22 protein-coding genes and 1 riboswitch are annotated in these 24,715 nt (G+C 71.9%); of the genes, 11 read left to right on the forward strand and 11 right to left on the reverse strand.

The genetic code is table 11. From position 1 onward, the window contains the following. Window positions 1–26: 26 nt before the first annotated feature. On the forward strand, window positions 27–668 hold the full coding sequence (locus tag ACYU96_RS17485) for a lysophospholipid acyltransferase family protein (RefSeq protein ID WP_460756380.1): 642 nt from the start codon (window positions 27–29) through the stop codon (window positions 666–668). Here ACYU96_RS17485 and ACYU96_RS17490 read toward each other — a convergent pair. After that, window positions 622–1,293, reverse strand: a complete 672-nt coding sequence (locus ACYU96_RS17490) for a DNA-3-methyladenine glycosylase I (RefSeq protein ID WP_460756383.1) — start codon at window positions 1,291–1,293, stop codon at window positions 622–624. The genes ACYU96_RS17485 and ACYU96_RS17490 overlap by 47 nt on opposite strands. Before the next feature lie 118 nt (window positions 1,294–1,411). On the opposite strand from ACYU96_RS17490, the gene ACYU96_RS17495 reads away from it, so the two are divergent. From ACYU96_RS17495 to rlmC, 3 genes are read left to right on the forward strand one after another with little or no spacing between them, the layout of a single operon-like run. Continuing rightward, window positions 1,412–2,029: a DinB family protein gene (locus tag ACYU96_RS17495; protein WP_460756385.1), complete on the forward strand. Its 618-nt coding sequence runs from the start codon at window positions 1,412–1,414 to the stop codon at window positions 2,027–2,029. 13 nt (window positions 2,030–2,042) lie between these two features. Then, complete coding sequence (locus ACYU96_RS17500) at window positions 2,043–3,290, forward strand: M15 family metallopeptidase (RefSeq protein ID WP_460756388.1); 1,248 nt, start codon at window positions 2,043–2,045, stop codon at window positions 3,288–3,290. A 25-nt stretch (window positions 3,291–3,315) separates the two neighbouring features. Beyond that, window positions 3,316–4,638 (forward strand): 23S rRNA (uracil(747)-C(5))-methyltransferase RlmC, encoded by a 1,323-nt coding sequence (gene rlmC / locus ACYU96_RS17505; protein WP_460756391.1) that lies wholly within the window; start codon window positions 3,316–3,318, stop codon window positions 4,636–4,638. Window positions 4,639–4,737: 99 nt separating this feature from the next. Here rlmC and ACYU96_RS17510 read toward each other — a convergent pair whose 3' ends face one another. The 4 genes from ACYU96_RS17510 to ACYU96_RS17525 all read right to left on the reverse strand — a co-directional run bounded on the left by ACYU96_RS17510 (window position 4,738) and on the right by ACYU96_RS17525 (window position 10,001). Then, on the reverse strand, window positions 4,738–6,597 hold the full coding sequence (locus ACYU96_RS17510; protein WP_460756394.1) for a sigma-70 family RNA polymerase sigma factor: 1,860 nt from the start codon (window positions 6,595–6,597) through the stop codon (window positions 4,738–4,740). A gap of 296 nt (window positions 6,598–6,893) precedes the next feature. Next, a complete protein-coding gene (locus ACYU96_RS17515) occupies window positions 6,894–8,399 on the reverse strand; it encodes a zf-HC2 domain-containing protein (protein ID WP_460756396.1) in 1,506 nt (501 codons plus the stop codon). Between the two features lie 139 nt (window positions 8,400–8,538). After that, window positions 8,539–8,754 (reverse strand): hypothetical protein, encoded by a 216-nt coding sequence (locus ACYU96_RS17520; protein ID WP_460756399.1) that lies wholly within the window; start codon window positions 8,752–8,754, stop codon window positions 8,539–8,541. 404 nt (window positions 8,755–9,158) lie between these two features. Beyond that, window positions 9,159–10,001 carry an ion transporter gene (locus tag ACYU96_RS17525; protein WP_460756402.1) on the reverse strand — a complete coding sequence of 281 codons (843 nt, stop codon included), beginning with the start codon at window positions 9,999–10,001 and terminating at the stop codon, window positions 9,159–9,161. A 218-nt stretch (window positions 10,002–10,219) separates the two neighbouring features. On the opposite strand from ACYU96_RS17525, the gene ACYU96_RS17530 reads away from it, so the two are divergent. Continuing rightward, a complete protein-coding gene (locus ACYU96_RS17530; protein WP_460756404.1) occupies window positions 10,220–10,486 on the forward strand; it encodes a GlsB/YeaQ/YmgE family stress response membrane protein in 267 nt (88 codons plus the stop codon). 42 nt (window positions 10,487–10,528) lie between these two features. After that, complete coding sequence (locus ACYU96_RS17535) at window positions 10,529–11,452, forward strand: hypothetical protein (protein WP_460756407.1); 924 nt, start codon at window positions 10,529–10,531, stop codon at window positions 11,450–11,452. A gap of 6 nt (window positions 11,453–11,458) precedes the next feature. On the opposite strand, the gene ACYU96_RS17540 is transcribed toward ACYU96_RS17535, so the two are convergent. Together ACYU96_RS17540 and ACYU96_RS17545 are read right to left on the reverse strand one after the other, a co-directional pair. Continuing rightward, a complete protein-coding gene (locus ACYU96_RS17540; RefSeq protein WP_460756410.1) occupies window positions 11,459–12,847 on the reverse strand; it encodes a TrkH family potassium uptake protein in 1,389 nt (462 codons plus the stop codon). A 170-nt stretch (window positions 12,848–13,017) separates the two neighbouring features. Next, window positions 13,018–13,740 carry a C40 family peptidase gene (locus tag ACYU96_RS17545; RefSeq protein WP_460756413.1) on the reverse strand — a complete coding sequence of 241 codons (723 nt, stop codon included), beginning with the start codon at window positions 13,738–13,740 and terminating at the stop codon, window positions 13,018–13,020. Window positions 13,741–13,742: 2 nt separating this feature from the next. Beyond that, window positions 13,743–13,960, reverse strand: a riboswitch (cyclic di-AMP (ydaO/yuaA leader). Window positions 13,961–14,124: 164 nt separating this feature from the next. On the opposite strand from ACYU96_RS17545, the gene ACYU96_RS17550 reads away from it, so the two are divergent. Then, entirely contained in the window at window positions 14,125–15,075 is a 951-nt protein-coding gene (locus tag ACYU96_RS17550) for a hypothetical protein (protein ID WP_460756416.1), read from the forward strand. Between the two features lie 78 nt (window positions 15,076–15,153). Here the strand turns inward: ACYU96_RS17550 and ACYU96_RS17555 are convergent, their stop codons facing one another. Continuing rightward, window positions 15,154–15,897, reverse strand: coding sequence for a C40 family peptidase (locus tag ACYU96_RS17555; RefSeq protein WP_460756419.1), 744 nt, complete (start codon window positions 15,895–15,897; stop codon window positions 15,154–15,156). 358 nt (window positions 15,898–16,255) lie between these two features. Here ACYU96_RS17555 and ACYU96_RS17560 point away from each other — a divergent pair, with 358 nt between their 5' ends. After that, the gene (locus tag ACYU96_RS17560; RefSeq protein ID WP_460756422.1) at window positions 16,256–16,978 is read left to right on the forward strand and encodes a GH25 family lysozyme; all 723 of its coding nucleotides are present in this window, start codon (window positions 16,256–16,258) and stop codon (window positions 16,976–16,978) included. Between the two features lie 87 nt (window positions 16,979–17,065). Here ACYU96_RS17560 and ACYU96_RS17565 read toward each other — a convergent pair whose 3' ends face one another. Further along, window positions 17,066–17,530 (reverse strand): hypothetical protein, encoded by a 465-nt coding sequence (locus ACYU96_RS17565; protein ID WP_460756424.1) that lies wholly within the window; start codon window positions 17,528–17,530, stop codon window positions 17,066–17,068. Between the two features lie 177 nt (window positions 17,531–17,707). Further along, window positions 17,708–17,995, reverse strand: coding sequence for a hypothetical protein (locus tag ACYU96_RS17570; protein WP_460756427.1), 288 nt, complete (start codon window positions 17,993–17,995; stop codon window positions 17,708–17,710). 237 nt (window positions 17,996–18,232) lie between these two features. Between ACYU96_RS17570 and ACYU96_RS17575 the strand changes: the two genes are divergently transcribed. From ACYU96_RS17575 to ACYU96_RS17585, 3 genes are all read left to right on the forward strand, one after another. Beyond that, window positions 18,233–19,123, forward strand: a complete 891-nt coding sequence (locus ACYU96_RS17575) for a carbonic anhydrase (RefSeq protein ID WP_460756429.1) — start codon at window positions 18,233–18,235, stop codon at window positions 19,121–19,123. A 106-nt stretch (window positions 19,124–19,229) separates the two neighbouring features. Next, complete coding sequence (gene nhaA, locus ACYU96_RS17580) at window positions 19,230–21,074, forward strand: Na+/H+ antiporter NhaA (RefSeq protein WP_460756432.1); 1,845 nt, start codon at window positions 19,230–19,232, stop codon at window positions 21,072–21,074. 115 nt (window positions 21,075–21,189) lie between these two features. Next, window positions 21,190–23,208, forward strand: a complete 2,019-nt coding sequence (locus tag ACYU96_RS17585) for a heavy metal translocating P-type ATPase (protein WP_460756435.1) — start codon at window positions 21,190–21,192, stop codon at window positions 23,206–23,208. Between the two features lie 163 nt (window positions 23,209–23,371). Here ACYU96_RS17585 and ACYU96_RS17590 read toward each other — a convergent pair whose 3' ends face one another. Beyond that, window positions 23,372–24,607 (reverse strand): CE1 family esterase, encoded by a 1,236-nt coding sequence (locus ACYU96_RS17590; protein WP_460756438.1) that lies wholly within the window; start codon window positions 24,605–24,607, stop codon window positions 23,372–23,374. Window positions 24,608–24,715: the final 108 nt, after the last annotated feature.

The following is a 24,715-nucleotide window of genomic DNA, read 5'->3' on the forward strand; positions in this document are numbered from 1 at the left end:
CCGGGTCCGCAGGGCACAATGTGGTCGTGACGTACCGGGTACTGAAACTCATCCTGTCGATCGCGGCGTTGGTGCTGCTGCGCCCGCGCGTGACCGGGCTCGAGAACATCCCGCGTCGTGGGCCGGTCATCATCGCGAGCAACCACCTGTCGTTCATCGACTCGCTCCTCATCCCGATCACCACGCCCCGGCACGTGACCTTCCTGGCGAAGAAGGAGTACTGGACGGGGAAAGGGCTCAAGGGTGCGCTGTCCCGGTGGTTCTTCACGAAGATGGGGAACATCCCGGTGGACCGCGACGACCCGCGCGCCGGCCAGCGGTCGCTGGACGACGCGCTCGACGTGCTCCAGCGCGGCGGGGCCTTCGGGATCTACCCGGAGGGGACGCGGTCCCGGGACGGCAAGCTGCACAAGGGGCACACCGGCGCGGCCTGGCTGGCGCTCCACGGGAAGGCACTGGTGATCCCGGTGGGGTTGCGGGGGACCGACAAGGTGAAGCCGATCGGCAAGATGCCGCGGCTGGGCCGGGTGGAGGTGCACTTCGGGACGCCGATCGACCCGTCGCGCCAGATCGAGGCAGGGACGAAGCCCGCGAAGGCGCGGCGCGAGCTCACCGAAGAGGTCATGACGTCGATCCAGAAGCTGAGCGGGCAGGAGCGGGCGGACTGACGGCAGCGGGGCCGGCGGCTCGCTCGACCACCACCGGGCAGGTCGCCAGGTGATCGTCCACGAGGCCGCAGGCCTGCATGGCGGCGTACATCGTCGTCGGGCCGACGAAGCGGAAGCCCTCCTTCTTCAGGGCCTTGCTCAGCGCCTTCGACTCCGCGGTCTGGGACGGGACGTCCGTCCACCGGGGCGGGCGCTCGCGGGCGCCGTCGGGCGCGAACGACCAGAACAGCTCGTCGAGGGTGCGGCCATCGGCGTGCAGCGCGACGAGCGCCTTCGCGTTCGCCACCGTCGCCTCGATCTTCATCCGGTTCCGGATGATGCGGGCATCGGTGAGCAGCCGCTCCACGTCCTGCTCGGCGAACGCGGCGACCGCTACGGGATCGAATGCGCGGAACACCTCGCGGAACGCAGGGCGTTTGCGCAGCACGGTGATCCATGACAGCCCCGACTGGAAGCCTTCCAGCGCGATGCGCTCGAACAGCTCTGCCTCGCCGTGTACGGGCAGGCCCCATTCCGTGTCGTGGTACGCCTCGTAGAGGAGGTTGCCGTCGCCGAAGCATCGTGCGCCCTGGGGCGGCTGCCCAGGGGTCGGCGGATCGGTGCGGCCGGTGCTCGTCTCGGTCATGCGACCACTCTGCACCGGGTCACCGACACTTGGCCGGAACTTTCCACGGTCCCCTGGTCAGGAGCTCGCGCTCGGTCCCGCCGGATCGGATGTCAGTGTCCGGTGTGATGCTGTGCGCATGGCTGAGAACACCGGTCGTGAGACCGCCGAAGACTTCCAGAAGCGCATCCTCAAGAAGTACCTCCGCTCCTCCCGTGAAGCGCTCGTGTGGAAGGTCGAGGACCTGTCCGAGCGGGAGGCGCGACGGCCGCGCGTCCCGAGCGGCAACAACCTCGCCGGGCTGGTGAAGCACATGGCGAGCGTCGAGGCGAGCTACCTCGGCGCCGTCGTGGGCCGGCCATGGCCCACGCCGGAGGAGCTCGTCTCCGAGGACATGGTCGATGCCGACCCGCAGGCCGACTTCTACCTCACCACGGAAGAGACCCTCGCCGGGATGATCGGCCTGTACCGCCGCGTGTGGGCGTTCACCGAGGAGAACATCGACGCCCTGCCGCTCGACACCCCCGGCACGGTCCCCTGGTGGCCGGACAACAGCGACACCACGTTGTTCCGCCTCGTCGTGCACACCATCGAGGATCTGTCACGCCACGTCGGCCACGCGGACATCATGCGCGAGGAGCACGACGGCACGGTCGGGTTGTCCGCGGGCAACTCCAACCTCCCCGGCTGGGACGAGAACGAGACCGCGGCCTACGTCGCCAAGCTCCGGGGCATCGCGGAGCGGTACGAGGCTTGACATACTGCGTTGCGTGCTCAGCCGTCACCGCGCGACCGTGATCGTCGTGTCGGCGCTCGCCGTACCACTGGCGATCGTCGGCGCGGCCTGGGGCATGCACGAGAGCCGCCAGGCCGAGGCGGAGGAGCACGCCGCGGCGCAGCGCGACGCCGCCCGGACCGCCGTCGTCCAGCTGATCGACGACGGCGCGGCGGTGCGAGCCGAGCTCGGCGACCGCATCGACGAGGGACAGGAGACGGCCGCCGCCGGGAAGACCGCCAAGAAGGGTGTGCTGCAAGCGCTCGAGGAGACGCTGTCGACCGCCGAGTCGCACGTCGAGGCGCCGGTGCCGGAGGTACCGGCTCAGGACGCCACCGCCGGCTCGATCGCCGAGGCGCGCACCGAGGTGGAGGTATGGGCTGACGGGCTGGAGTGGATGTCGGGCGAGCTCGCCCGCAACATCCGCGCGGCCGAGGCGTCGCAACAGGAGTACCGGCGGGCCCAGGCCGAGAAGAAGACCCGCGCGGAGAAGAAGGCCCGCGCCGCGAAGGAGAGGGAGCGGGCCGAGGCGTCGAGCATCACCCCCGAGGTGCTGGACCAGGCGGTGACCGACCTCGAACCCTTGATCGAGGACGCCGGATTCACCGTCCAGTGGTCCGAGCAGGTCGCGGTGCCGGCCGACACCCTGGAGCGTCTGCGGGCGCGGCTCGCCGGCGCCGAGCGGGCGGTCGCGGAGGCGAAGTCGCTGCTGGCGGGCGATCCCGGACGCGGCGACGTCGCCGTCGGGCAGGCCCACCGGGCGACCGTCGACGCCTTCGACACCCTTGAGGAAGCCTCGTGGCAGGCCAGGGACGCGGGCGCCGACGGGTCCAACGGTCGCATCTCGCGCGACCAGCTCTGCCTGGTCAGCCGGAGCCCCGAGGGCCTGAAGCAGTACCTGCGCTGCGACGCGGCCGACGCGTGGGAGCGGCTGGGCGCCGCGTTCGAGCAGGAGTTCGGCGAGTCGCTCCAGGCGGAGTACGGCTACCGCGCCTACGACCTGCAGCTCTGGGCGATGGCGGTCTACGGCGCGGGCCAGGCGGCGCAGCCGGGCACCTCCGACCACGGTTGGGGGCAGGCGATCGATCTCCCCGAGGGGGACGCGTGGCGGTTCGGCGGCGCGTACTACGAGTGGCTGCGCGCGAACGGCCCCGGGTACGGCTGGGACAACCCGGCCTGGGCCCGCCAGGGCAACGGCCGGGAGGAGCCCTGGCACTTCGAGTTCGAGACCACGCCCGGCTGACCCTCGGGCGAGGGAGAATGGGCGGGTGCACTGCCCACACTTCGACGCCGGACGCTGCCGCTCGTGCACCCTGCTCGAAACCCCGTACGGCACGCAGGTCACCGAGAAGCAGGCGCACGTCGCCGGGCTGCTGGCGGGGGTGACCGCGAGCGGCCCGGGACCGACGAGCCCGGCCGGAGGAACGGCCGCGGCCGCTGGGGTCGACTGGCTCCCGCCCGTGACCGGACCGGAGTCCGGCTTCCGCAACAAGGCGAAGATGGTGGTCAGCGGTACTGTCGCCGACCCGGTGCTCGGCATCCTGGACGGTGCCGGGCGCGGCGTGGACCTCACCGACTGCGGCCTCTACCCGCCCGGCCTCCAGGCCACGTTCGGCCCGCTGGCCGAGTTCATCACCCGGGCGGGCCTCGACCCGTACCGGGTCGCGTCGCCGCCGGGCCCGGACCGCGACCTGGCCGGGTGGACGCCGTCGGCCTCGGGGCAGGCCACCGGCCCCACGGGTGCGGCGCTGTCGGGCCCAGGGCCGACGACGGCGGTCCGGGCGCGCACCAAGAAGTCCCGCAAGGCCATGGCCGAGCGCGGTGAGCTCAAGTATGTGCTGGTCACGATCTCGCCCGACGGTGAGCTCATGGTCCGGTTCGTCCTGCGCTCCACCGAGGCGCTCGCCCGGATCCGCAAGCACCTGCCCTGGCTGCGCTCCGTGCTCCCGAACCTGGCCGTCGCCACGGTCAACGTGCAGCCCGCGCACGCGGCGGTCCTCGAAGGCGACCGGGAGATCGTGCTCACGGACTCCGAGACGCTGACGATGCGGGTGGGCGGGATTCCGCTCCGGCTGCGCCCGCAGAGCTTCTTCCAGACGAACACCCAGGTCGCGGCCGCCCTGTACCGGCAGGCGCGCGCCTGGGTGGACGATGTCGGCCCGGCAGGTCTGTGGGACCTGTACTGCGGCGTCGGTGGGTTCGCGCTGCACTGCGCCGCGCCGGGCCGGCGGGTCCTGGGTATCGAGCTGAGCCAGGAGGCGGTCGCCGCGGCGTCGGCGACGGCGGACGGGCTCAGGCTGCGCGACGTGCGGTTCGAGGCGGGAGATGCGCGCGACGTCGCCGGACGGCTGGCCACGGAAGCGCCGGAGATGGTGATCGTCAACCCGCCCCGGCGCGGGATCGGCCCCGACCTGGCGCGAGCCCTGGACGCGTCCACGACCGGCCACGTCCTGTACTCGAGCTGCAACGCCACCACGCTCGCCCGGGACCTGGCGCACATGCCCGGCCTCCGCCCGGCCAAGGCCGTGCTGCTGGACATGTTCCCGCAGACCCGGCACTACGAGGTGCTGCTCCTCCTGGACCGCGGCTGAGGCGGGACCACGGGCCGGGTACCCGGCCCGTGGCAGAAGGCCGGGGCCGCGGCGAACGGCCCCACCTGGGCCGAGGCGGGACCTCCGGGCCCGTCCGGGTCAGTCGTGGTGGCGGAACCGGTCCTCGAGGCGTTGCGCCTCGTGCGAGTCCCAGGAGTCCCAGGAGTCCTGGGAGTCCCGGGAACCCTCGGATCTCTCCGACCCCCAGAAGTCTCCGGACCCCCAGGAGTCCTCCGACCCGTCCGATCCCCAGGAGTCTCCGGACGACCCGGAGCCCTCCCCGCCCTCGTGCGAGCCCCAGAACTCCTTCCCGGCCTCGAACCTGCTCCAGAAGTCCTCCGCGTCCTCCTGGCTCCAGAAGTCTTCCGTGCCCTCGCGCGGGATCCACGAGTCCGGGGATCCGCTCGCCTTCTCGTCCCCGAGGATCTTGCGTGTCAGGTCGGTGAGGCCGCCGAAGCCGCGCTGTCGCGCGCTCCGCTCGTCCATGGCCTGGAGCCCGACCTCCGTCCCCTCCGGGCCAAGCACCGTCACCTTTGCCTGCACCTCGCTCGTCGCGAGGAGGCCGCCCGCCGGGATCAGGTAGTACGTGTCCCCGACCTGCGCCACGATGCCGGTGCCGTCGTCCAGCGTGATGTTCAGCACCTCGGTGTCCTCACCGGGGACGATCTCGTACAGCAGGTGGAGCAGCTCGCCCTTCGCGCGGGCCTGCACGGTCACCGTGACGCGGTCGTCCGACGCCTCGACGCCGGCTCCTGCCCCGATGTCCACCGCGTCCCCGAGATCGAGGTCGCCGCTCACGCCCGCGCCCTCCCCGCCTGCCGACAGTGCCCCGTCGTTCTCGGACGATCCGGCCGACGGCGCCCCGTCGGGCGCGGTCGCACCCCCGGCGGCGGACTCCGGAGCGGCGGACGGGGTGGTCCCGGAGCCGCTGGTGGCTTCGGGTGACGGCGCCGCCGGGACGTCGTCGAGGCGTGTGACCTCGGACGCGACGATCGGATCGCCGAACGAGACCATGTCGTTCCGGATCGCGACCCCCGTGGCGGCGCCGGTGGCGACCATCGCGCCGACGATCGTCGCGACGAGCGCCGTCGGGTCGAACGTGATCGAGCGTGCCACGACGGCGGACTTGGCGACGAGCGACGCGACGGTGCTGCTCACCGCGCTCGTCCCGGTACTGCCCAGCGCGGCCCCGGCCGCCATCCCCGTCGTCACGCCGGTCGCGGTCGACACCGCGGCCCCGACCGCCGACGGCCCGTTCGTCGTGATCATCGTGCCGAGCAGCAGCACCGGCGCCGCGGCACGCAGCATCCAGTACGACTCGCGGACGTCCGTGAACGCGCGCGTGCACTCGGCACAGACGATCAGGTGGTCCTCGAGCTCCCGACGACGGCCGGGCAGCAGGCGGTGCCGGATGTAGTCGTGCATGGCGCTGCGGGTGGTCCGGCACTCGGCCTGCTCGGAGATCTTTGCGTGCGCGTCGGCGAAACCGGACGCGAGCTTGTTCTCCGCGCGGCGCAGCTGTCGCCGCGCCGCGTAGGGGAGAACGCCGATGTTCTCCGCGATCTCGCCGACGGGCTGGTCGTTGACGTGGCGGTCCCAGAGGATCTGCTGCTCGCGCTCCGGAAGCCGGCTCATCGCGGCGCGCAGGTGGTCGAAGTCGATGGTGCGCGCGGTCGGCGTGATCGACGGCGGCAGCTCGCGGCCCTCGGCATCCGGCGCGGCCCGCTCGACCGGCCGCGGAGCCTGCTCGCGGACGACGACGGTCCGGGTCGCCTCGGGCGCCCGGCCGGCACCGAGCCCCGGAGGGCAGGAGGGTTCGGCGGCGGCGTCGATGGCGGCGTGGTGCCAGTAGTCCACGGGCCGGTCGACAGCGCCGCGCACGACGATCTCGCGGCACAGCCGTTCGAGGCCACGGCTCGTGGCCAGCTCCGGATCTGCGCTCGGGACCCGCCGTGACACGGCGAAGACCACGGCACGCCGGTGAGCAGCCCACTCACTCAGATCAGTGCTGATGAGCGTGTGCAACCTCGTCCTCCAAACTCAGCGCGGGCGCCGCATGGCCGGGTAGGGGTGCGACGCCACCGACATGGTGGCACTTTGCTGTCCATGCATGGAAGCACTGCTTGAAATATCCGGTACATCCCTGGGCTGCGGCCCAGTTGGCCTGTGCGGCCGCACAACCAGCGGTGGTTTCGCGGTCAAGACACAGAAGCCCGGGATCGAGGTCGATCCCGGGCTCCCTGAGAGGTCGTCGCTCAGCCGTCCAGCGCGCCGGGCCCTTCCTCGGCGCCTTCCTCCGCGGTGGCCTGGAGGGTGTCCAGGAAGGTGAGAACCGCGCCCAGTCCGAGCGCGTCGGTCAGGTCGCCCAGCACGGGAATCTCGCCGAGCACGCCACCCAGTGCGTTGCCGAGGCCGCCACCGGTGCCGCCGTCCTGGCCACCGCTGTCCTGGCCACCGCCGTCACCCTGGCCGTCGCCGTTCCCCTGGCCACCGCCGTCACCGTTGCCCTGCCCGGCACCGTCCCCGTCGCCCGAACCGGAGTCCCCACCGGGGGCCTCGGGCTCGGGCTGTGCCCCGGACCCCGCCCCCGGACGTTCCGGAGCGGGCTCGGCCTCGGCCTCGGGGGCAGGTGCGGGTTCCGCGGGGGCGGGGGCGGGGGCAGGCTCCTCGTCGGAGGGCAGGTCCAGCGGCGGGAGCGCGTCGTCGCGGGGCTGCGGGTCCTGGGGTGGGAGGGTCGGCGGCATCTCCGGTGCCGGCTCCTCCGTGTCGGGGGTGTCCGCCTCGGAGTCGGCGTCGGAGCCCCCGTCGGAACCGGAGTCGGAGTCGGCGTCGGAGGAGTCGGACCCGGTGCCGTCGCCTTCGTCCGGCGCGGCGGCCTCGACCTCCGGTGTGGCCTCGGCCTGCGTATCGGGCTCGGACGCCACGTACGCCCAGGCGCCACCAGCCAGGGCGAGGGCCGCGATGACGCTCGCGGCGACGGCTGCCTGCTTCCCGGGGGAGTCCTTCTTGGCCGCCGCCGCGCCCGCCGCGGTGGCGGCGCTGCTCACGGCCGCGCCCCCGAAGAAGAAGCCGACGAGGTGCTGTCCCAGCTCGCGGAGCATCCAGGAGACCTCACGCACGTCCACGAAGGCGTGCGTGCAGTCCGCGCAGGCGTCCATGTGAACCTCGAGCCGCTTCGACCGGCGGGGGAGCAGGCGGCCCTTGAGGTAGTCGTGCATGGCGGCGCGCGTGGTGCGGCACTCGGGGTCGTTGACCTTGTTGGCGTGTGCGGCGGCGAAGGCGCCGGCGAGGCGTTCCTCCGCGCGGCGCAGCCGCATGGTCACCGCGTGCGGCCGGACGCCGAGGCCTCCGGCGATGTCGTTGACCGCCTTGTCGTGCACGTGGCGGTCGAAGAGCAGGGTGCGCTCGTCGGCGCTGAGGTCGCTGAGCGCGTCCCGCAGCATCGCGGCGTCGGCCGAGCGCTCCGCGTCGAGCTCCGCGCCGGCCACCGGCGGGGTGATGTCGGCGAGGATCTCGTCCTCGACGGCGATCGCCCGGCCCGCCTCGCGCGTGATCGAGAACGCCTCGTTGATCGCGGCGCGCCGCCAGTAGGCCGCCGGGTCCTTGATGTCCCCGTCGTTGTTGACGATGCGGATCATCTTCTCCAGCGCGCGGCTGGTGGCCTCGTCGGCGTCGACCCCGGGCACGCGCGCGGCGACGGACCGCACCACGTTCGGCCGGTGGACGGCCCAGTCGTCGATGGTCGCGTCAGTAGCGGTCACAGGTGTTCTCCCCTCGACGCGCCGATCGTCCGGACCGGACGCGCCGGCCCATGGTCGCACCCAGGGGATCATTCCCTGCATCTCTGGGCACGATACGGGAGGGCGCGCTTCTCTCATCGAGCATGCCTGGGGGCCATCCTCACTGTCGGTGGAACGCTTCGTAGACGGCATCGACTCCGCGGGGTCCCGTCGTCGCGTTGATCACGGCGAGGGCCACCTCACACGCGGCAGCACAGAGATCGGAAGCTCCCCAAGCGTCGGCCAGCCGATACAGGCTGACGGCGTCGCCATCCGAGTAGGCACGCAGGTACTGCGCACCCAGCCGGACGAGCTCGGTGTGTTCTGTACTTGTCATGCACCCCTGACGCGAGTGGGGATCAAATGTCACGGCACTCCAGCCATTTTCATCGGGGAGTCGTGCTCGTCTGTCTGGGTTTGTGTGGTTCTGCCCGCTGATTGTGCCCGACGTCACCGAAAGTTGCCTCCCGTAGGCGTGATCCCCAGGTGTGACACAGGTCACATGTCGGACGGGTGAAAGTGCTGTGACATCACGGCTCCCCACGCGTCTCTCCACCGACGCGAGCGGACGTCCGCCGTACGGACAGCGGTCCGGACGTCGCCCGTCACGGGTCCGACGCCGGTCGGAGTGCGCTGGGGGCACGCCGACCGGCGTCGGACCGGTTCCTCCGGGACGGGCGCCGGGTCGGGCTGCGCCCGAGGTGGGTCGGCCGGGGGGGGACTGCCGGCGCGCCCGTCCTGCTACGAGGTGACGGGTTCGCTGTCGAGGCGGTTGTCCGGTCCGCCGTTGTGCTCGGCATGGCGCTGGGCGTCGCGTTCGGCACGGAGGGCCGTCAGCTCGGCGCGGATGAGGCGTAGCTCGCTCAGGACGTCCTCGTCCACCTCGTCCTGCTCCTTGTCGTGCTCCTGGAGCTCCTCCTCCAGGCTCTCCATGCCGCTCACGATCACCGCGATGAAGAGGTTCAGCACGGCGAAGCTGACGATGAGGATGAAGAGCACGAAGAAGATCCACGCCCCGGGCACCGCGTTCGGCCCCTCCATCACGTCGGCGGCGATGTCGGGCCACGCCTCGCCGGTCATCACCTGGAACAGGCTGAACAGCGTGGTGCCGAGGTTGTCGAAGTAGTCCGGCGCCGCCTCCTTGAACAGCGCGGTGGCGATCACCGCCGACACGTACATCACCAGCACGAGCAGCGCGCCGACCGACCCCATCCCCGGCACGGCGGCGAGCAGCCCGCTCACCACGCGCTTCATGGACGGCACGGCGTCGACGACCCGCAGCGCCCGCAGGATCCGCAGCGCGCGCAGCGCCTGCAGCGAGCCGGTGGCGGGCACCAGGGCGACCCCGATGACGAGCAGGTCGAACAGGCTCCACGGATCCTTGAAGAACTGCCGGCCGTGCGCGAAGATCCGCAGGCACAGCTCGGTGACGAAGATCCACAGCATCACGTGGTCGATGTTCCGCAGGACGTCCTCGAGAGCCCCGGGGGCGATCGACGTCTCGGCCCCGAGCACGATCGCGTTGGCGACGATGAGCACGAGGACCGTGTGCGTGAACCAGGTCGCCTCGACAAGCTCACGCACTCGTCCCCGTACCGCCCGCACGCGCTCCACCCGTGATCTCCTTCGTCGTCGCCGGTCTGTGGACCACGCGCAGCCTAGCGTTCGGTAGTGTCTGAGATAGCCAGTCATCATGAGATTTGCACCTCATGCCACGAATCGCCGTACCAGACTGGGCGAAAACGGCGGTTCAGTGCCAAGGTAGGTGCCGCAACACCACTTCTTACTGGAGGAACACGACCATGAGCTTCATTCCCTTCCTCATCCTCGGTCTGCTCGCGGGGATCATCGCCCGCATCATCCTGCCTGGCAAGCAGAAGGGCGGCTTCTGGCTGACGCTGCTGCTCGGCGTCCTGGGCGCCATGCTCGGCGGCTGGCTGGGCAACCTGATCTTCAGCATCGAGATGACTCAGTTCTGGTCCTGGCAGTCCTGGCTGTTCTCGGTCATCGGCGCGCTGATCGTGATCGGCGTCTTCGAGATGATCTTCAACAAGAGGAAGGCCGGCTGACGGCCTGACACGGACGAGGGCCCGGGCCTAGAGTCGGTGCGCATGTCACAGTGCGCACCCGAGGCCCGGGCCCTTGTCGTTCCCGTGCTGGTCGCGGGTGTCCTCCTCGCCGGTTGTACCGCCACCGGCGACGGCGCCGGCCGGCCCGGTCCCGTGCCCGACGACGTGGCCCGCGACCTCGTCGTCACGCTGCAGCAGTCCCGGCTCGACTACGCGGACCGCGTGGTCGAGATCGAGGTGACCAACGAGTCGACCACGGACCTGGTGCTCCTGGGCGGCGCGCTCGACGGCGGCGGTTTCGGGCCCTCGGCCGAGACCAGCGGGCGCCCGTTCCGCGCCGAGACGCTCGCCGTGGGCGCCACCCGGGGTGTGTTCGTCGAGCTCGGCGAGCTCAGGTGCCCGCCCGACCCCGCCGGGGACGCCGTCGGCCCCGAGCCGCGGGCCACGGTCACCGTGGCGCGCGGCAGCCGGCTCGACCACGGTGCGCCGGCCACCGCCGAGGCGCCGGTCTCCGACCCCGGCGAGCACCTGGCCCGCAACCTCGCGCAGGGCTGCGCCGCGGTCGCCGTCGCCTCCGGCCGCACGCTCACGCAGGCCGACCGGCTGCGCACCGAGCGCCGCTCCGGCGAGACCGTCGCCGTCATCACGCTCACCACGGAGCCGGTCGACGGCGGCCCCGACGTACGGATCACCCGTATCGACGGCTCGACCCTTCTCGACCCGGTGCGTGGCGAGGCATGGACCGGCACGGATCTCGCCGGTCAGGACGACGGCGTCGTCGAGCTCTCCTTCGTCCCGACGCGCTGCGACCACCACGCCGTCTCCGAGGACAAGCGCGGCACGTTCCTGCCGGTCCACACCCACGTCGACGGCGTGGAGCAGCCGGTCGTGTACGTCCCGATGCCCGACACCGCGAAGCGAGACCTGTTCGAGTACGTCGCGGACCACTGTGGCTGGCCGGAGTGAGCCGGGTCAGCCGATGATCGGGGCGCTCTCCGGCGCACGGTAGAGGCGCTGCCGGTTGCGCAGCGCGAGGGCCGCGCCGAGCGTGATGGGGCCGAGCCGGCCGATGAACATCAGCGGGACCAGCACCAGCTGGTTGTACCAGGCCAGCTCGCCGGTGATCCCGGTGGACAGGCCTGTCGTCGTGAACGCCGAGGTGACCTCGAACAGGATCTTGGTCACGCTGATCGGCGACGTCGCCGTGATCCACATGGTGGGCAGGACGACGATCGCGACCCCGAGGAGCGCCACGGTGAGCGCCTGGCGCTGCGTGGCGGGCGAGATCCGGCGGTCGAAGACGTTCGCGTCCTGCTCACCCCGCAGCTCGGACCAGATGACCACCGCCAGGACCGCGAAGGTGGTGACCTTGATGCCGCCCCCGGTGCCCGCCGACCCCGCACCGATGAACATCATGATGATCGTGGCGAGCCACGTCTCGTGGTGCATCTGCGACGTGTCGAGGGAGTTGAAGCCGGCCGTGCGCGGCATGACCGACTGCGTGAACGACGCCAGGACCTTGCCCGGCGTGTCCAGGCCGGCGATGGTCGCCGGGTTGTCCCACTCCGCCGCCAGGACGAACAGCGTGCCGCCGAGCAGCAGGAGCCCCGTCATCCACAGGGTGATCCGCGTGTGCACGCTCAGCCGGCGGAGCCTGCGCCAGCCGTGGCGCGTCCGGACCGCCCGGACCACCTCGGCGATCACTGGCAGGCCGATCCCGCCCAGGATCACCGCGACGCTGATCGGCAGGCACACCCACGGGTCGGCGGCGAAGCCCATCAGGGAGTCGCTGAACAGGGAGAACCCCGCGTTGTTGTAGGCCGAGACCGCGTGGAAGACGCCCTGCCACACGGCGGTCCCGAGCGTCATGTCCGAGGCGGTGCTGAACCGGACGATCAGGATCGCGGCGCAGGCGCCCTCCACGGTCAGCGCGATCCACAGGACGCGCTTCATCACACCGCGCACGTCGCCCAGGCCGACGCTCCGGGTCGAGGCGGCCGCGACGAGCCGCGAGCTCAGGTCCAGCCTGCGGGTCAGCAGGACGCCCAGCAGCGACGCCACGGTCATCACGCCGAGCCCGCCGATCTGGATCAGCACGGCGATCACCGCCTCACCGAACCCGGACCAGAACACCGGGGTGTCGGTGACGATCAGGCCGGTGACGCAGGTGGCCGACGTCGCCGTGAACAGCGCCTCGACGAAGGTGGCCCGCTCACCCGACGCCGCGACGGGCAACGAGAGCAGGACGGTCCCCACTGCGATCGTGGCCAGGAACCCGAGCGCCACCATCTGGCCGGGGCGACGGCGGAGGGAGGCCGCGCTGTTCGTCTCCCGCTCGGCGGGTGAGTTGCGGAATCGCACGTCTCACGACCTTAGCCCCATCCGGCCGCCGTCGACCGCGGGGTCGCGCTCCCCGCGCCGGCGTCGTCCCCGGAAGGTCGCACGACGACGAGCGCCGCGGGGCCGTCGGGCAGGGGAGCCGACGGCGCCGCGGCGCTCGGAGAACGATGTGCGTGCGGGACGCGAACGCGTCAGATCACGCGGATGAAGACCGGGTTGGACTGCCACATCTCGGTGTAGCGGCCGGGGAGGCCGGTCTCGTACCACTCCATGACCATGCCGTTGCCCGCGTACAGGGCGACGTGGCCGGGGCTCCAGACGATGTCGCCCGGCTGCGGGTCGTAGACCTGGTAGCCGGAGTTGAGCATCGCGGACGAGGAGTGCGGCAGATCGATGCCGTACAGGCCGTACACGTACTGGATGAAGCCCGAGCAGTCGAAGGCGCCGGGGCTGGAACCGCCCCAGACGTACGCGCCGGACAGGTAGCTGAAGGCCGTGTTCGTGATCTGGACGTTGAGCGGCGTGGGCGGCGGCTCGGGGGCCGGGGTCACCTCGACGAGACCTTCGACGGCGGTGCCGCCCTCGGCGGTGACGGTGGCGCCCTCGACATCGAGCTTGGCATCGTGGCTGACGGTCACTGCCCGCGCCTGGTTCACGGCCTGTCCGGCGGTCTCCTTGAGCGCGTCCAGGTTGAGGCCGTCCATCTTGGCGGTGGTCTTGACGTCGGTGGACGCCGGGGCCGCGTGGCTCGTCGTGGCGAACGTCGAGACCAGAACGCCTCCGGCGGCGACGGCGAGCGCGCCGCGGCGAGCAACCGTGCTCGCGTTCTCGGACGCGGTACGAGCGATCATCGTGATGGGGGTTGTTGCCTTGCGGTCCGCTCGATGGCGTCCGCGCTGGGTGGCGTTGGTCACCGTTGTTCTCCTGTACCGCCTACGAAGTGAGCTGTCGGGTTCGGGTGGGAGATGCTCACCCGGCCGAGCAGTTGGGGGTTCTGCTCGGCTTCACCCCGAGGACGCCGGCCCCTCGGAACACCGTGTGGTCCGCTGGTCCGTCGCCCGGAGATGGTTCCCCCGCCCCTGCCACGGTCATCCTGGGTCACGATGCGGTGGCAGGGTTCGGCGTCCGCGTCGCGACTCCACCTATTCCGGTGGAGCGAGACTCAAGGTACACACCTTCGTCGAAAAAGTCACGAACGTGTCACGCACAACGGGAATCGGCATGGGATGGCCGTTTTTGCCGGACATTCCGACAATTCTGGCGACACCTGTCACGCGGGTTCCGCTACCGTGCGCGCCATGTCCAACGGCGTGACCGACACGGAGACCAAGACGACAGAGGCCATCGATGTCCCCGCCCGGATCTCGGGGTGGTGGATGCTCCTGATGAGCGCCGTCGTGTGGTGGGTGATCGGCTTCCTGCCGTGGATCCTGCACGAGATCTACCAGGCCCTGGGCTTCCAGCCGACCACGCTCGAGGAGATCGACGGCTTCACGCCGCTGCCGCTCGCCGCCGAGGACGCCGTCGCCTCCCTGGTGACGATGAGCGTGATCGGGGGAGTGCTGGCGGGAGCCTGCGCGCGTCTCGCGCGGCATCGGGGTGGTGGTGCGGCGGCCGCCGTGCTCGGCACGCTTCTCGCGCTGGTTGCCGCCGGAGGCGTTTCCTGGTGGCAGATCGGCTCGGCGGACGGTGCCGACGACGCGAAGGCGAACGCCCTGCTGGCCGTGGCCGTCGGGGGGACCGTCCTGGGCCTGGTGCTCGGCCTGCTGGCCGGGCTCGCGCCGGCGCCTCTGCGTGCCGCGGCCTTCGCGCTGCCGGTCGTCCTCGCCGACGGCTGGCTGTGGGGCCTGCTGCCCGGGCAGGCCGCGGTGCCGCAGGGGACCTGGTGGATCTTCGCGGTGGTGCTCGGTGTCGCGCTCGGGCTCGGCGTGGACCGCAACCCGTTGCAGATGCTCGGCTGGCTCCCGGCGGCGGGCCTCGTGTGGGTGCTGCAGGCCGCCGGCCCGGTCTTCGACGCGGTGGGCGGGTACTTCGCTCCCGGGGCCGCGCCGCTCTCGATCCCCGTGGTGCTCGGCGCCGCCTGGGAGCCCTTGCTCGGCACGACCTTGTCCAGCGACGGTCATGACCTCGGCGGCTGGGTGGTCGGACTGCTGCTCGGCGTCGCGGTCGCCGGACTGCGGCTGACCCGCGGCGCGCCGGACGAGGAGGACGACGAGGAGTACGACGAGCTGCGCGCCTTCGCGCGGTGAGAACTCCGGCCGCCGACGGCGGGACCTGGCACGAGAGGCCGGGTGCCCGCCGTCGGGCGGCCGAGGTGGTGAGGGCCTTCAGGCGACCCGGACGAAGGTCGGGTTCTGCTGCCACATGGCGCGGTAGCTCAGCGGGGTGCCGTAGCTGACCGCCTCGACCACCATGCCGTTGCCGGCGTAGATGGCGATGTGGCCCGGGGTCCAGACGAGGTCGCCCGCCCGGGCCTCCCCGGCGGAGACGACCGCACCCGCGCCGCGCATGGCCGACGACGAGTGCGGGAGCGCGACGCCCACCTGCGCGAAGGCGTACTTGACGAGGCCGGAGCAGTCGAACCCGCCGGGGGCCTCGCCGCCCCAGGAGTACGGTGTGCCGACGTGCTGCATCGCGATCGCGACGGCGCGCGCGCCGAGCGAGCCGTCGGTGGCCGGCATCGAGGTCTCGACCTCGGCGGAGACCGCGGCCGTCGCGGTGACCTCCGCGACCGGTTCGGGCTCCGGCTCGGGTGCTGGCTTCACCTTGACCGTCGTGCTCGGGACGTCCAGCCGGGCATCGGGCGCCACCTTCACTGCCGGCGCCGCGTCGACCTGGGTGTGCGCGTCCTGCAGCGCCGCGAGGTCGAGCTCGGTGACACGTTCGTGGGGGGCGTTGCCCTCCGGTGTGGCGGACGCGGTGCTTGACAGCGTCGTCGCGATGATCCCCGATGTCGCAGCGACGAGTGCTCCCTTACGAGCGGCGTCCGCTGCGGTCTTCGACAGTGCAGTAAGCGGGGTGTTGGGAGTGTGGTCGGCGCGATGTCGACCGCACCTCACAGTGGTACTCACCAGGATCTCTCCGAATCGCACCTAGGGTCTCCGGGTGCCGCGTACAGCTCGACGGCTTCCCGTGGCTGCGTCGTTCTATGACGCAACGTGACGACGCTAAGTGAGAAGTTCGCCCGTGTCTCGACCAGATAACAGGTGAAGCAGAATAACTTGACAAGGTCGCCCCTGGAACTTTTTGACCCGAGGTCGACACGCAGGTCGAGCCGGTCATTTCCGGCGATTCGCGGCATGCCTGGTGCGAGAAATGATGCCTGGTGATCTCGATCCCGGCGTGTCGTGGAGATAGATTTCCGGCATGCGTGAGGAACCCGGAACCTCGTCAACCACCACACATGTTTGGCGTCGGGGGCGAGCGGTCGTGGTCCTGACGGTGCTCCTGGTCCTGGTCCTGGTCGGCCTGCTGGCCGCGCTGACCGTCCGCGGCGTCGTCTGGCCCAACCGGCTGTTCGCCGCCGGGTACGACGTGCGCGGGATCGATGTCTCGCACCACAACGGCACCGTCGACTGGCCGCAGGTCGCCGGGCAGGACGTCGACTTCGCCTACCTCAAGGCCACCGAGGGGTCCGGGCACGTCGACGAACGGTTCGCCGAGAACTGGGCCGGCGCGCGGGACGCGGGGCTGATGGTCGGCGCATACCACTTCATGAGCTTCGAGAGTCCGGGAGAGAGCCAGGCGGAGAATCTCGCGGAGACCGTGCCCGCGGAGCCCGGCATGCTGCCGCCCGTCGTCGACCTCGAACCGTACGGCGAGTACGTGGGCGCGCTGCCGTCCGCCGCCGACGTCCGCGCGATCCTCGACCCGCTGCTCGCCGGGATCGAGGAGACGTACGGGCAGCCGGCGATCATCTACGTGACGTCCCAGGCGTACGACGCCTACCTCGCCGGCTCCTACCCCGACAACCCGGTGTGGATCCGGTCGGTCGCCGTCCCGCCGCGCCTCTCGGACGGGCGGGACTGGACGATCTGGCAGTACTCGAACCGGGACCGGCTCGACGGCGTCGGGACGGATGCCGGCGCGGAGCCGTACGTGGACATGAATGTCGTGGACGGCGCGCTCGAGGAGCTGGTCGCCGGCGGGTGATCAGGGCGCCCGTGGCCGAGGGGCGCCCGGACCGCAGCGGTCCGGACGGCGCCCCCGGTGGCGGGGCCGGTCAGCCCGGCGCACGCGTCAGGAAAGCACGTCCCGGATGTCCATGATGAGCGGCTTGAGGAGCGTGGTGCGGCGGGTCCGGACGACGTCCTCCGTCACCTCGGCGATGCGTTCCAGCAGCGCGAGCGACGTGGTCAGGCGTGGGTCGGGAGCGGGCCGCGGCGCCTGGTGACCGGTGTCGGACATCGTGGCGCCCCACTCCTGGGCGGCCCCGGTCAGCGTGGACGCGAGGTCGTCGCGCTCGACGGGGCGGGCGGACATCGCGTAGGCGAGCGCGGCACGGTGCAGTGCGTTGCGCGCCTCACCGACCGCGCGGCCCTCGCGGGCTCTCTCGAAGAAGCCGCCGGCGCTGGCCCGTGCGAGCACGGGGTGCAGCTTCGGTGCGTTGTCGACGACTATCGGGCGGGGCTCCAGCGGGACCTCGTAGCGGAGTCCTGCGGGGACCTCGGCATCGGCCAGGGACAGCTCGGGCGTGGTGATCATGGTGCCTTTCCCAAGTGCTCGCACAATCCGTCCCACCAGGAATTACCAGGACGCGTGACCGGTCCTGGCGCGGCGCGCCGTCGTCGTCCGGGGCCTTCGTGATCGTGCGTTGGACGCAAGAGGGGGTCAGCGCGGCCGGGCGCCGACACGCCGACACGCCGGCGCTCCGGCCGGGCGTCACGCGTCGGCGCCCGGGATGTCGTCGGCGCCGGCGCGGAGCGGCCGGCAGGAGGAGTCCACGAGCGTCCGGCGCAGCATGTCGAGAGCGGCATGCACCGCCGCCTCGCACCAGGCGTCGGCGGGGCGGTCCACGGCGCCCTCGGCCACGATGCGGGTGCAGAGGTCGGCGAGACCGCGGCTCGCGGCGCGCTCGGGATCGACCAGCGGTACGCGCCGGCTCACCGTGTGCACGACGGCGCGGCGGTGTGCGGCCCAGGAGGAGGGGTCGGTCAGGTTCGTCGTCATACCTCTCAGACGCGCACCGGGCCCGGATGTCACAGCACTCGGCGAGATTTCTCGGGCGGCCCGGCCCCGGGCGCGGCCGGGGCACACGCCGGTGCAGGTCGTCGTGCGTCCCCGACGGAGCGCCCAGGTCCATACTGCGGTCGCGGCGTCGTGCCGCGACCGCAGATCAGGGCGGCCGGGCTCGCTCGTGCCCGGCGCCCCACCACACCTGGGAGCTCACGCATCGTGTCCATCCGCATGTCCATCCGTACCCGCACGCTCGCACCCGCCGTGCTCCTCCTGACCGTCGCCGGTCTCACCGGCTGTACCGCCGACGCGCCGTCCGACGACGGTCCGGCCGAGGCGGCGGAGCCGGCCGGCGACGACGGGTCCGAGGAGGATCAGCCGGAGGAGGTCCACTGGGGATACGGCGACGACGGACCCGCCCGCTGGGGCGACCTGTCCGACGAGTACGCGCTCTGCGCGGACGGTTCCCACCAGTCGCCCGTCGACCTGCCGGCCGAGGTTCCCGCCGCCGGCGACGAGACGCTCATCGAGGTCGACGACGCCGAGGGGGTCGTCGCCGACACGGGCCACACGTTCCAGCTCACCCTCGGGGGCGCGGACGGCGGCGGCCCGGACGGCGACGAGGAGGAGGACGACGAGGACGGCGGCGGCGGCGGCACGAGCCTGGAGTACGACGGCGACGAGTACCACCTGGTGCAGATGCACTTCCACGTCCCGTCCGAGCACACCGTCGCCGACGACCCGGCGGACGTCGAGTTCCACTTCGTGCACCAGAACGCCGACGGCGACCTCCTCGTCCTGGGCCTGATGGGCGACGAGGGCGACGAGACGCCGGCCCTGCAGCCGTTCGTCGACGCGGTGGGCGCGGACGAGGAGACCGACACCGGCCTCGACCTCTCGGACGTGTTCCCCCGGGGCTCGGCCCACTACTCCTACGACGGCAGCCTGACGACCCCGCCGTGCAGCGAGGACGTGCACTGGATCGTGCTGGAGGACCGGGTCACGCTCGCGCCCGAGCAGCTCGCGGTGCTCACCGGCGCCGAGGACCACAACACCCGGCCCACCCAGCCGCTCACGGACCGCGAGGTCGAGGGCGGCGAGGCGACGTTCGACGAGAGCTGACCGGTCCGGCGCGGCCGGCGGGCCGGGCTCCGGCCCTCCGGCCGCGCCGGCCCGGGGGGCGGTGCACGATCTGTCGTCCGGACCGCGCCCCGCATACCCTCACCGTATGAACGCCGACCACACGCCCGCCTGGACGCGCCGTGCCATCGACTGGCTCCGCACCGAGGTGGGCAGCGCGCTCCTGCTGGTCGGTGTCGTCGTAGCCGCCCTGGCCTGGGCCAACTCCCCGTTCTCCGAGGCCTACACGCACCTGTGGGAGATCCCCGTCCAGGTCGACGCGGGCGACCTGCGCTTCGACATGGACCTGCACGACTGGGTCAACGACGGCCTCATGGTCCTGTTCTTCTTCGTCGTCGGCCTCGAAGTGCGCCAGGAGCTCGCCATCGGCGCCCTGCGACAGCGCAGCCGCCGCCTCGTCCCCCTCGTCGCGGGCGTGTTCGGCGTCCTCGCCCCCGCCGGCATCTACCTCGCCGTCGCCGGCCGCACCGCCGCCGAGGGCTGGGGCGTCGTCATCGGCACCGACACCGCTTTCCTGCTCGGTGTCCTCGCGCTCGTCGGCCCCGCGATGTCCAACCAGCTCCGTGTCTTCCTGCTCACCCTCTCCGTCGTCGACGACTTCATCGCCGTCACCGTCATCGGCACCGTCTACTCCGACGACGTCCGCCTCGTCCCCCTGCTCATCGCCGCCGCCTGCCTCCTCGCCCTCTGGCTCCTCGGGCGCGCCCGCGAGTGGCGCAGCGCGCCCTACGTCGTCGTCGTGGTCATCCTCTGGGGCGCGACCGTCCAGGCCGGAGTGCATCCCTCCCTCGCCGGGATGCTCGCCGGCCTCCTCGTCCCGGCAGCCAGCCCCGAACGCGACGACGTCATCCACGCCAAGAGCCTGTTCCGCACCTACTGGCAGTCGCCCAACGCCGGGGTCGCCCGCGACGTCGGACTCGGGCTCGCCAAGTCCATCTCCGTCAACCACCGCTTCCACGAACAGCTCCGCGCCCCCGTGTCCCTCGTCGTCGTCCCCGTCTTCGCGTTCGCCAACGCGGGCATCGACCTCCGCGGCGGCGCGCTCGGCGAGGCCTTCGGCTCCGCCGTCCTCTGGGGTGTCGTCGCAGGTCTCGTCGCCGGAAAGCTCGTCGGCATCTGCCTCGGAACCTGGCTCGGGGTTCGCGCCCGTCTCGGGAACCTGCCCGACGGCGTCGGCCCGGGCAGCGTCGTCGGCGGCGCCGCCCTCTCCGGCATCGGCTTCACCGTCTCCCTGCTCATCGCCGGCCTCGCCTTCGAGGAGCGCGCCGACGCCGAAGCCGCCGCCATCGGCGTCCTCGTCGCGATGGTCCTCGCCTCCCTCATCGGCTGGATCGCCTTCCGCATCGCCCGCATCCACCTGGGCGAGCACAGCGCCGACCTCCCCGTCACCCTCACCCCGGAGGTCGACATCGAGCTCGACCACCTGCGCGGCGACCCCGCCGCCCCCTACACCGTCGTCGAGTACCTCGACTTCCAGTGCCCCTTCTGCGCCCGCGTCACCGGGATGAGCCTCGACCTGCGCGACTACTTCGGCGACCAGATCCGCTACGTCGTGCGCCACCTTCCCCTCGAGGATGTCCATCCCCAGGCGTTCGGCGCGGCGCTCGCGGCCGAGGCCGCGCACCGGCAGGGCGCGTTCTGGGAGATGCACGACGTCCTGTTCGCGAACCAGGCCCGGCTCGAACCCGAGGACCTGCGCGGGTACGCGGCCGAGCTCGGGCTCGACCCCACGCGCTTCGACGCCGACATGGCCGACGAGACACTGGCGGACCGGATCCGGGTGCACACGAGGAGCGCCCACGAGAGCGGCGCCCGCGGCACCCCGACGTTCTTCCTCAACGGCGTCCGTAACCAGGGATCGCACGACGCCCGCACCCTCATCGCGGGCCTGGAGGAGTCGCTGCCGGACGGTGCCCTGCGACGGCGGTCCTGACGGCGCGAGCGCGGTCCCGACCAGGAGTGCGCTCCGCCGGGCACCAGGAATACCGGGCGGGGGTATTGCGTTGCCCGGCCGGAGCACGTGACCCGCATTCGGAGAGGACAGGCACATGACCGACTCGCACGCACGGCACGGCGACCACGTCGGGCACTTCCGCCGGCTGTTCTGGATCAACCTGGTCCTCGCCGCGCCGGTCGTGGCCTTCTCGGGGACGTTCGCCATGCTCCTCGGGTACGAGATCTCCGACGCTCCCGGTGCCACCTGGATCTCCCCCGTCCTCGGTACCGTGATGTACGCCTGGGGCGGCCGGCCGTTCCTGACCGGTGCGGCGGGCGAGCTCAGGACCCGCCGACCCGGCATGATGCTGCTGATCGCCCTGGGGATCTCCGTCGCGTTCCTGGCGTCCTGGGGGGCGCGGCTCGGCCTGCTCGACGGCACGCTCGAGTTCTGGTGGGAGCTCGCGCTGCTGATCGTCATCATGCTGCTGGGCCACTGGGTCGAGATGCGCTCCCTGGCGCAGACCACCTCGGCGCTCGACTCCCTGGCCGCTCTCCTGCCGGACGAGGCCGAGAAGGTCGAGGGCGACCAGGTCGTCACCGTCGCGCCGTCCGAGCTGGAGGTCGGCGACGTCGTCGTCGTCCGTCCCGGCGGGAGCGTGCCCGCCGACGGCAAGATCGTCGAGGGCCGCGCCGACCTGGACGAGTCGATGGTCACCGGGGAGTCGCGCCCGGTGACGCGCGGCGTCGACGACCAGGTCACGGCCGGGACCGTCGCCACCGACTCCGGACTGCGGGTACGCATCACGGCGATCGGCGACGACACCACCCTCGCCGGCATCCAGCGCCTGGTCAGCGACGCGCAGGGCTCGTCCTCGCGGGCGCAGCGCATCGCCGACCGGGCCGCCGCCTGGCTGTTCTGGTTCGCGCTCGGCGCCGCGGCGGTCACGGCCGTGGTGTGGACCGCGATCGGACTGCCCGACGATGCCCTGGTGCGCACCGTGACCGTGCTGGTCATCGCCTGCCCGCACGCGCTCGGGCTGGCCATCCCCCTGGTCGTGTCCATCGCGACCGAACGAGCAGCCCGCGGCGGCGTGCTGGTCAAGGACCGTCTCGCCCTGGAGAGCATGCGCACCGTGGACACCGTGCTGTTCGACAAGACGGGCACGCTGACGAAGGGCGAGCCGACGGTGTCCGGCATCGAGGTGACGGGCGAGCTGGACGAGGACGCGGTGCTGGTGATCGCCGCCGCCGCCGAGTCCGACAGCGAGCACCCCCTCGCCCGGGCGGTCGTGCGGGCGGCCGGGGAACGCGGCCTGGACGTCGCGCGCGCGGTCGGTTTCTCCTCGTCGCCGGCGGTGGGCGTCACGGCGACGGTCGACGGGCACGAGGTCCGCGTCGGCGGGCCCAGGCTGCTCGCGGAGGTGGGCGCGCAGGAGACCGACGCCGCTGCCCGGTGGCGTGCGGAGGGCGCCATCATCCTGCACGTGCTGCGCGACGGCGTCGTCGTCGGCGGTCTCCGCCTCGCCGACGAGGTGCGCCAGGAGTCCCGCGAGGCGGTGGACGCGCTGCACGCCCTCGGCGTCGAGGTCGTCATGATCACGGGCGACGCGGAGGCCGTGGCCCGGGCCGTGGGGGACGAGACCGGGATCGACCGCGTGCTGTCCGAGGTACGCCCCGAGGACAAGTCGGCGCAGGTCGCCCGGCTGCAGGAGGAGGGCAGGAAGGTCGCGATGGTCGGCGACGGCGTCAACGACGCCCCCGCCCTCGCCCGGGCCGACGTCGGTATCGCCATCGGCGCGGGGACGGACGTGGCGATCGCCTCGGCCGGCGTCGTCCTCGCCGGCTCCGACCCGCGGTCCGTGCTGTCGGTGATCGAGCTGTCCCGTGCCGGCTACCGCAAGATGCGGCAGAACCTGTGGTGGGCCGCGGGGTACAACCTGTTCTCCGTGCCGCTCGCCGCCGGTGTCCTCGCTCCTGTCGGGTTCGTGATGCCCATGTCCGTCGGCGCGATCCTGATGTCCCTGTCCACCGTGGTGGTCGCGCTCAACGCACAGCTGTTGCGCCGGAAGGACCTCAGCCCGCAGGCGAGCGCCCACGCCGTCCTGCACCGCGAGGGGGCGACCGGCTGACCCTTCCCCGTAAGGGCCTCGACGAACGCGACCTCCTCGTTCGCACGCAGTCGGCTCGCACGCAGCGGCACGGAGCGGCTCCCGCGCGGTAGGCGCGGTGTGCGCGGTGTGCGTGCTCCGGCGGCCCGACCCGGATCCCGGGTCGGGCCGCCGGCTCATCTCCTCAGGAGCTCGTGCACGTCAGGGCCGACGTCGGCGCACTGCCGCTGCCGAGCAAGCCGAAGTTCGTGGTGCCACCGGCCGCGAGCTGACCGTTCCAGTCGGCGTTCCGCACGACGAGGAGGTCGCCCTGTGACGTGAGCGTGCCGTTCCATACCTGGTCCACGCGTTCGCCGGACGGCTGCCAGCTGACGCTCCACGAGGTGGACGCGGAGCCTGCCTGGACGGTCACCTCGCCCTGGAACCCGTCGGCCCAGGAATTCACGGTGCGGTAGGTCGCCGTGCAGTCGCCGGCGGGGGGTGGGGTGGTCGTCGGAGTCGCGGTCGGGGTGGGTGTCGGGTCCGGTGTCGGGTCCGTCGACGTCAGGGACGTGAAGAACTGCCAGATCTCACCGGGCACGTGCGACTGCGACTGCCCGCCGTCTCGCGCGTCCCACTGGTGGTCGCTGTCGTTCGCGATCCACACGACCGGATAGCCGTCCTGACACGTGTAGCTCGTCTTCACGTGGGTGCCGCTGCCCGGGGCGGGCTCCGGCGCCTGCTGGGCCTGGCACCCGTTGTTCTGCAGGAAGCGGTCCCGCAGCGCGCGGCCCTGCGAGATGTTCAGGACGCTGTCCACGACCCCGTGGGAGCCGAGGTACGCGACGGGCTCCGTGCCGCCGGCGCACCCCGACAGCTCGGCGCCGTTGAGGACCGCGACCGCCCGGAACACGTCGGCGCGTGCGCACGCCAGGGCGTTGCTCATGCCGCCGCCGTAGCTGAAGCCGGTCGCGAACCGCTGGGTCGTGTCGACGCAGAGTCCGGACTCCACGGTGCTCAGCACGTCGTCGACGAACGTGACGTCCTGGCCGTTGCTGTTGGGCCAGGCATTGTCGAAGCCCTGCGGGGCGACGAAGATCGTGCTTCCGCCCGCGAGGGGCTTCAGGCCGTAGAAGCCCTGGTTGACCACGTCCTGAGAGGCGCCGTGCCACCAGTGCAGTCCCACGACGAGGCGGTAGGCACGGTTCGGGTCGTACCCGTCGGGCACGTCGAGGCGGAACGTGCGGGACTGCCCGCCGCTCGTGATGGTGTGGTTGCCGGTGGTGAGGCTCGGTGGCTGGCCGCAGCCGGCTGTGGCGTCCGCCGCAGCGGTGCCCCCGGGCGTCGCCCAGGTGGGTGCTGTCAGCCCGCCGATGGCGAGCAGGGCGGCCGTGGCCGCCAGCAGGACCCGCCGGCCTCGGGACAGGGTGGGGTGTCGCATGGTGTCACTCCCTTCAGCTGGTCCCCGGCCGCGCTGCCAGGGACGGCGTCCACGGGGCACGATGCCCGCCGATTCAGTCAATGTATCGATAAATCTGGCAGCCAATGA

Source organism: Myceligenerans cantabricum (genome assembly GCF_054777735.1).

Excerpts from the sequence above, each read along its gene's own strand:
- ACYU96_RS17490 (WP_460756383.1), bottom strand. The coding sequence starts at position 1,293 with ATGACCGAGACGAGCACCGGCCGCACCGATCCGCCGACCCCTGGGCAG.
- ACYU96_RS17495 (WP_460756385.1), top strand. The coding sequence starts at position 1,412 with ATGGCTGAGAACACCGGTCGTGAGACCGCCGAAGACTTCCAGAAGCGC.
- ACYU96_RS17520 (WP_460756399.1), bottom strand. The coding sequence starts at position 8,754 with ATGACAAGTACAGAACACACCGAGCTCGTCCGGCTGGGTGCGCAGTAC.
- ACYU96_RS17530 (WP_460756404.1), top strand. The coding sequence starts at position 10,220 with ATGAGCTTCATTCCCTTCCTCATCCTCGGTCTGCTCGCGGGGATCATC.
- ACYU96_RS17535 (WP_460756407.1), top strand. The coding sequence starts at position 10,529 with ATGTCACAGTGCGCACCCGAGGCCCGGGCCCTTGTCGTTCCCGTGCTG.
- ACYU96_RS17550 (WP_460756416.1), top strand. The coding sequence starts at position 14,125 with ATGTCCAACGGCGTGACCGACACGGAGACCAAGACGACAGAGGCCATC.
- ACYU96_RS17565 (WP_460756424.1), bottom strand. The coding sequence starts at position 17,530 with ATGATCACCACGCCCGAGCTGTCCCTGGCCGATGCCGAGGTCCCCGCA.
- ACYU96_RS17570 (WP_460756427.1), bottom strand. The coding sequence starts at position 17,995 with ATGACGACGAACCTGACCGACCCCTCCTCCTGGGCCGCACACCGCCGC.
- ACYU96_RS17575 (WP_460756429.1), top strand. The coding sequence starts at position 18,233 with ATGTCCATCCGTACCCGCACGCTCGCACCCGCCGTGCTCCTCCTGACC.
- nhaA (WP_460756432.1), top strand. The coding sequence starts at position 19,230 with ATGAACGCCGACCACACGCCCGCCTGGACGCGCCGTGCCATCGACTGG.
- ACYU96_RS17585 (WP_460756435.1), top strand. The coding sequence starts at position 21,190 with ATGACCGACTCGCACGCACGGCACGGCGACCACGTCGGGCACTTCCGC.
- ACYU96_RS17590 (WP_460756438.1), bottom strand. The coding sequence starts at position 24,607 with ATGCGACACCCCACCCTGTCCCGAGGCCGGCGGGTCCTGCTGGCGGCC.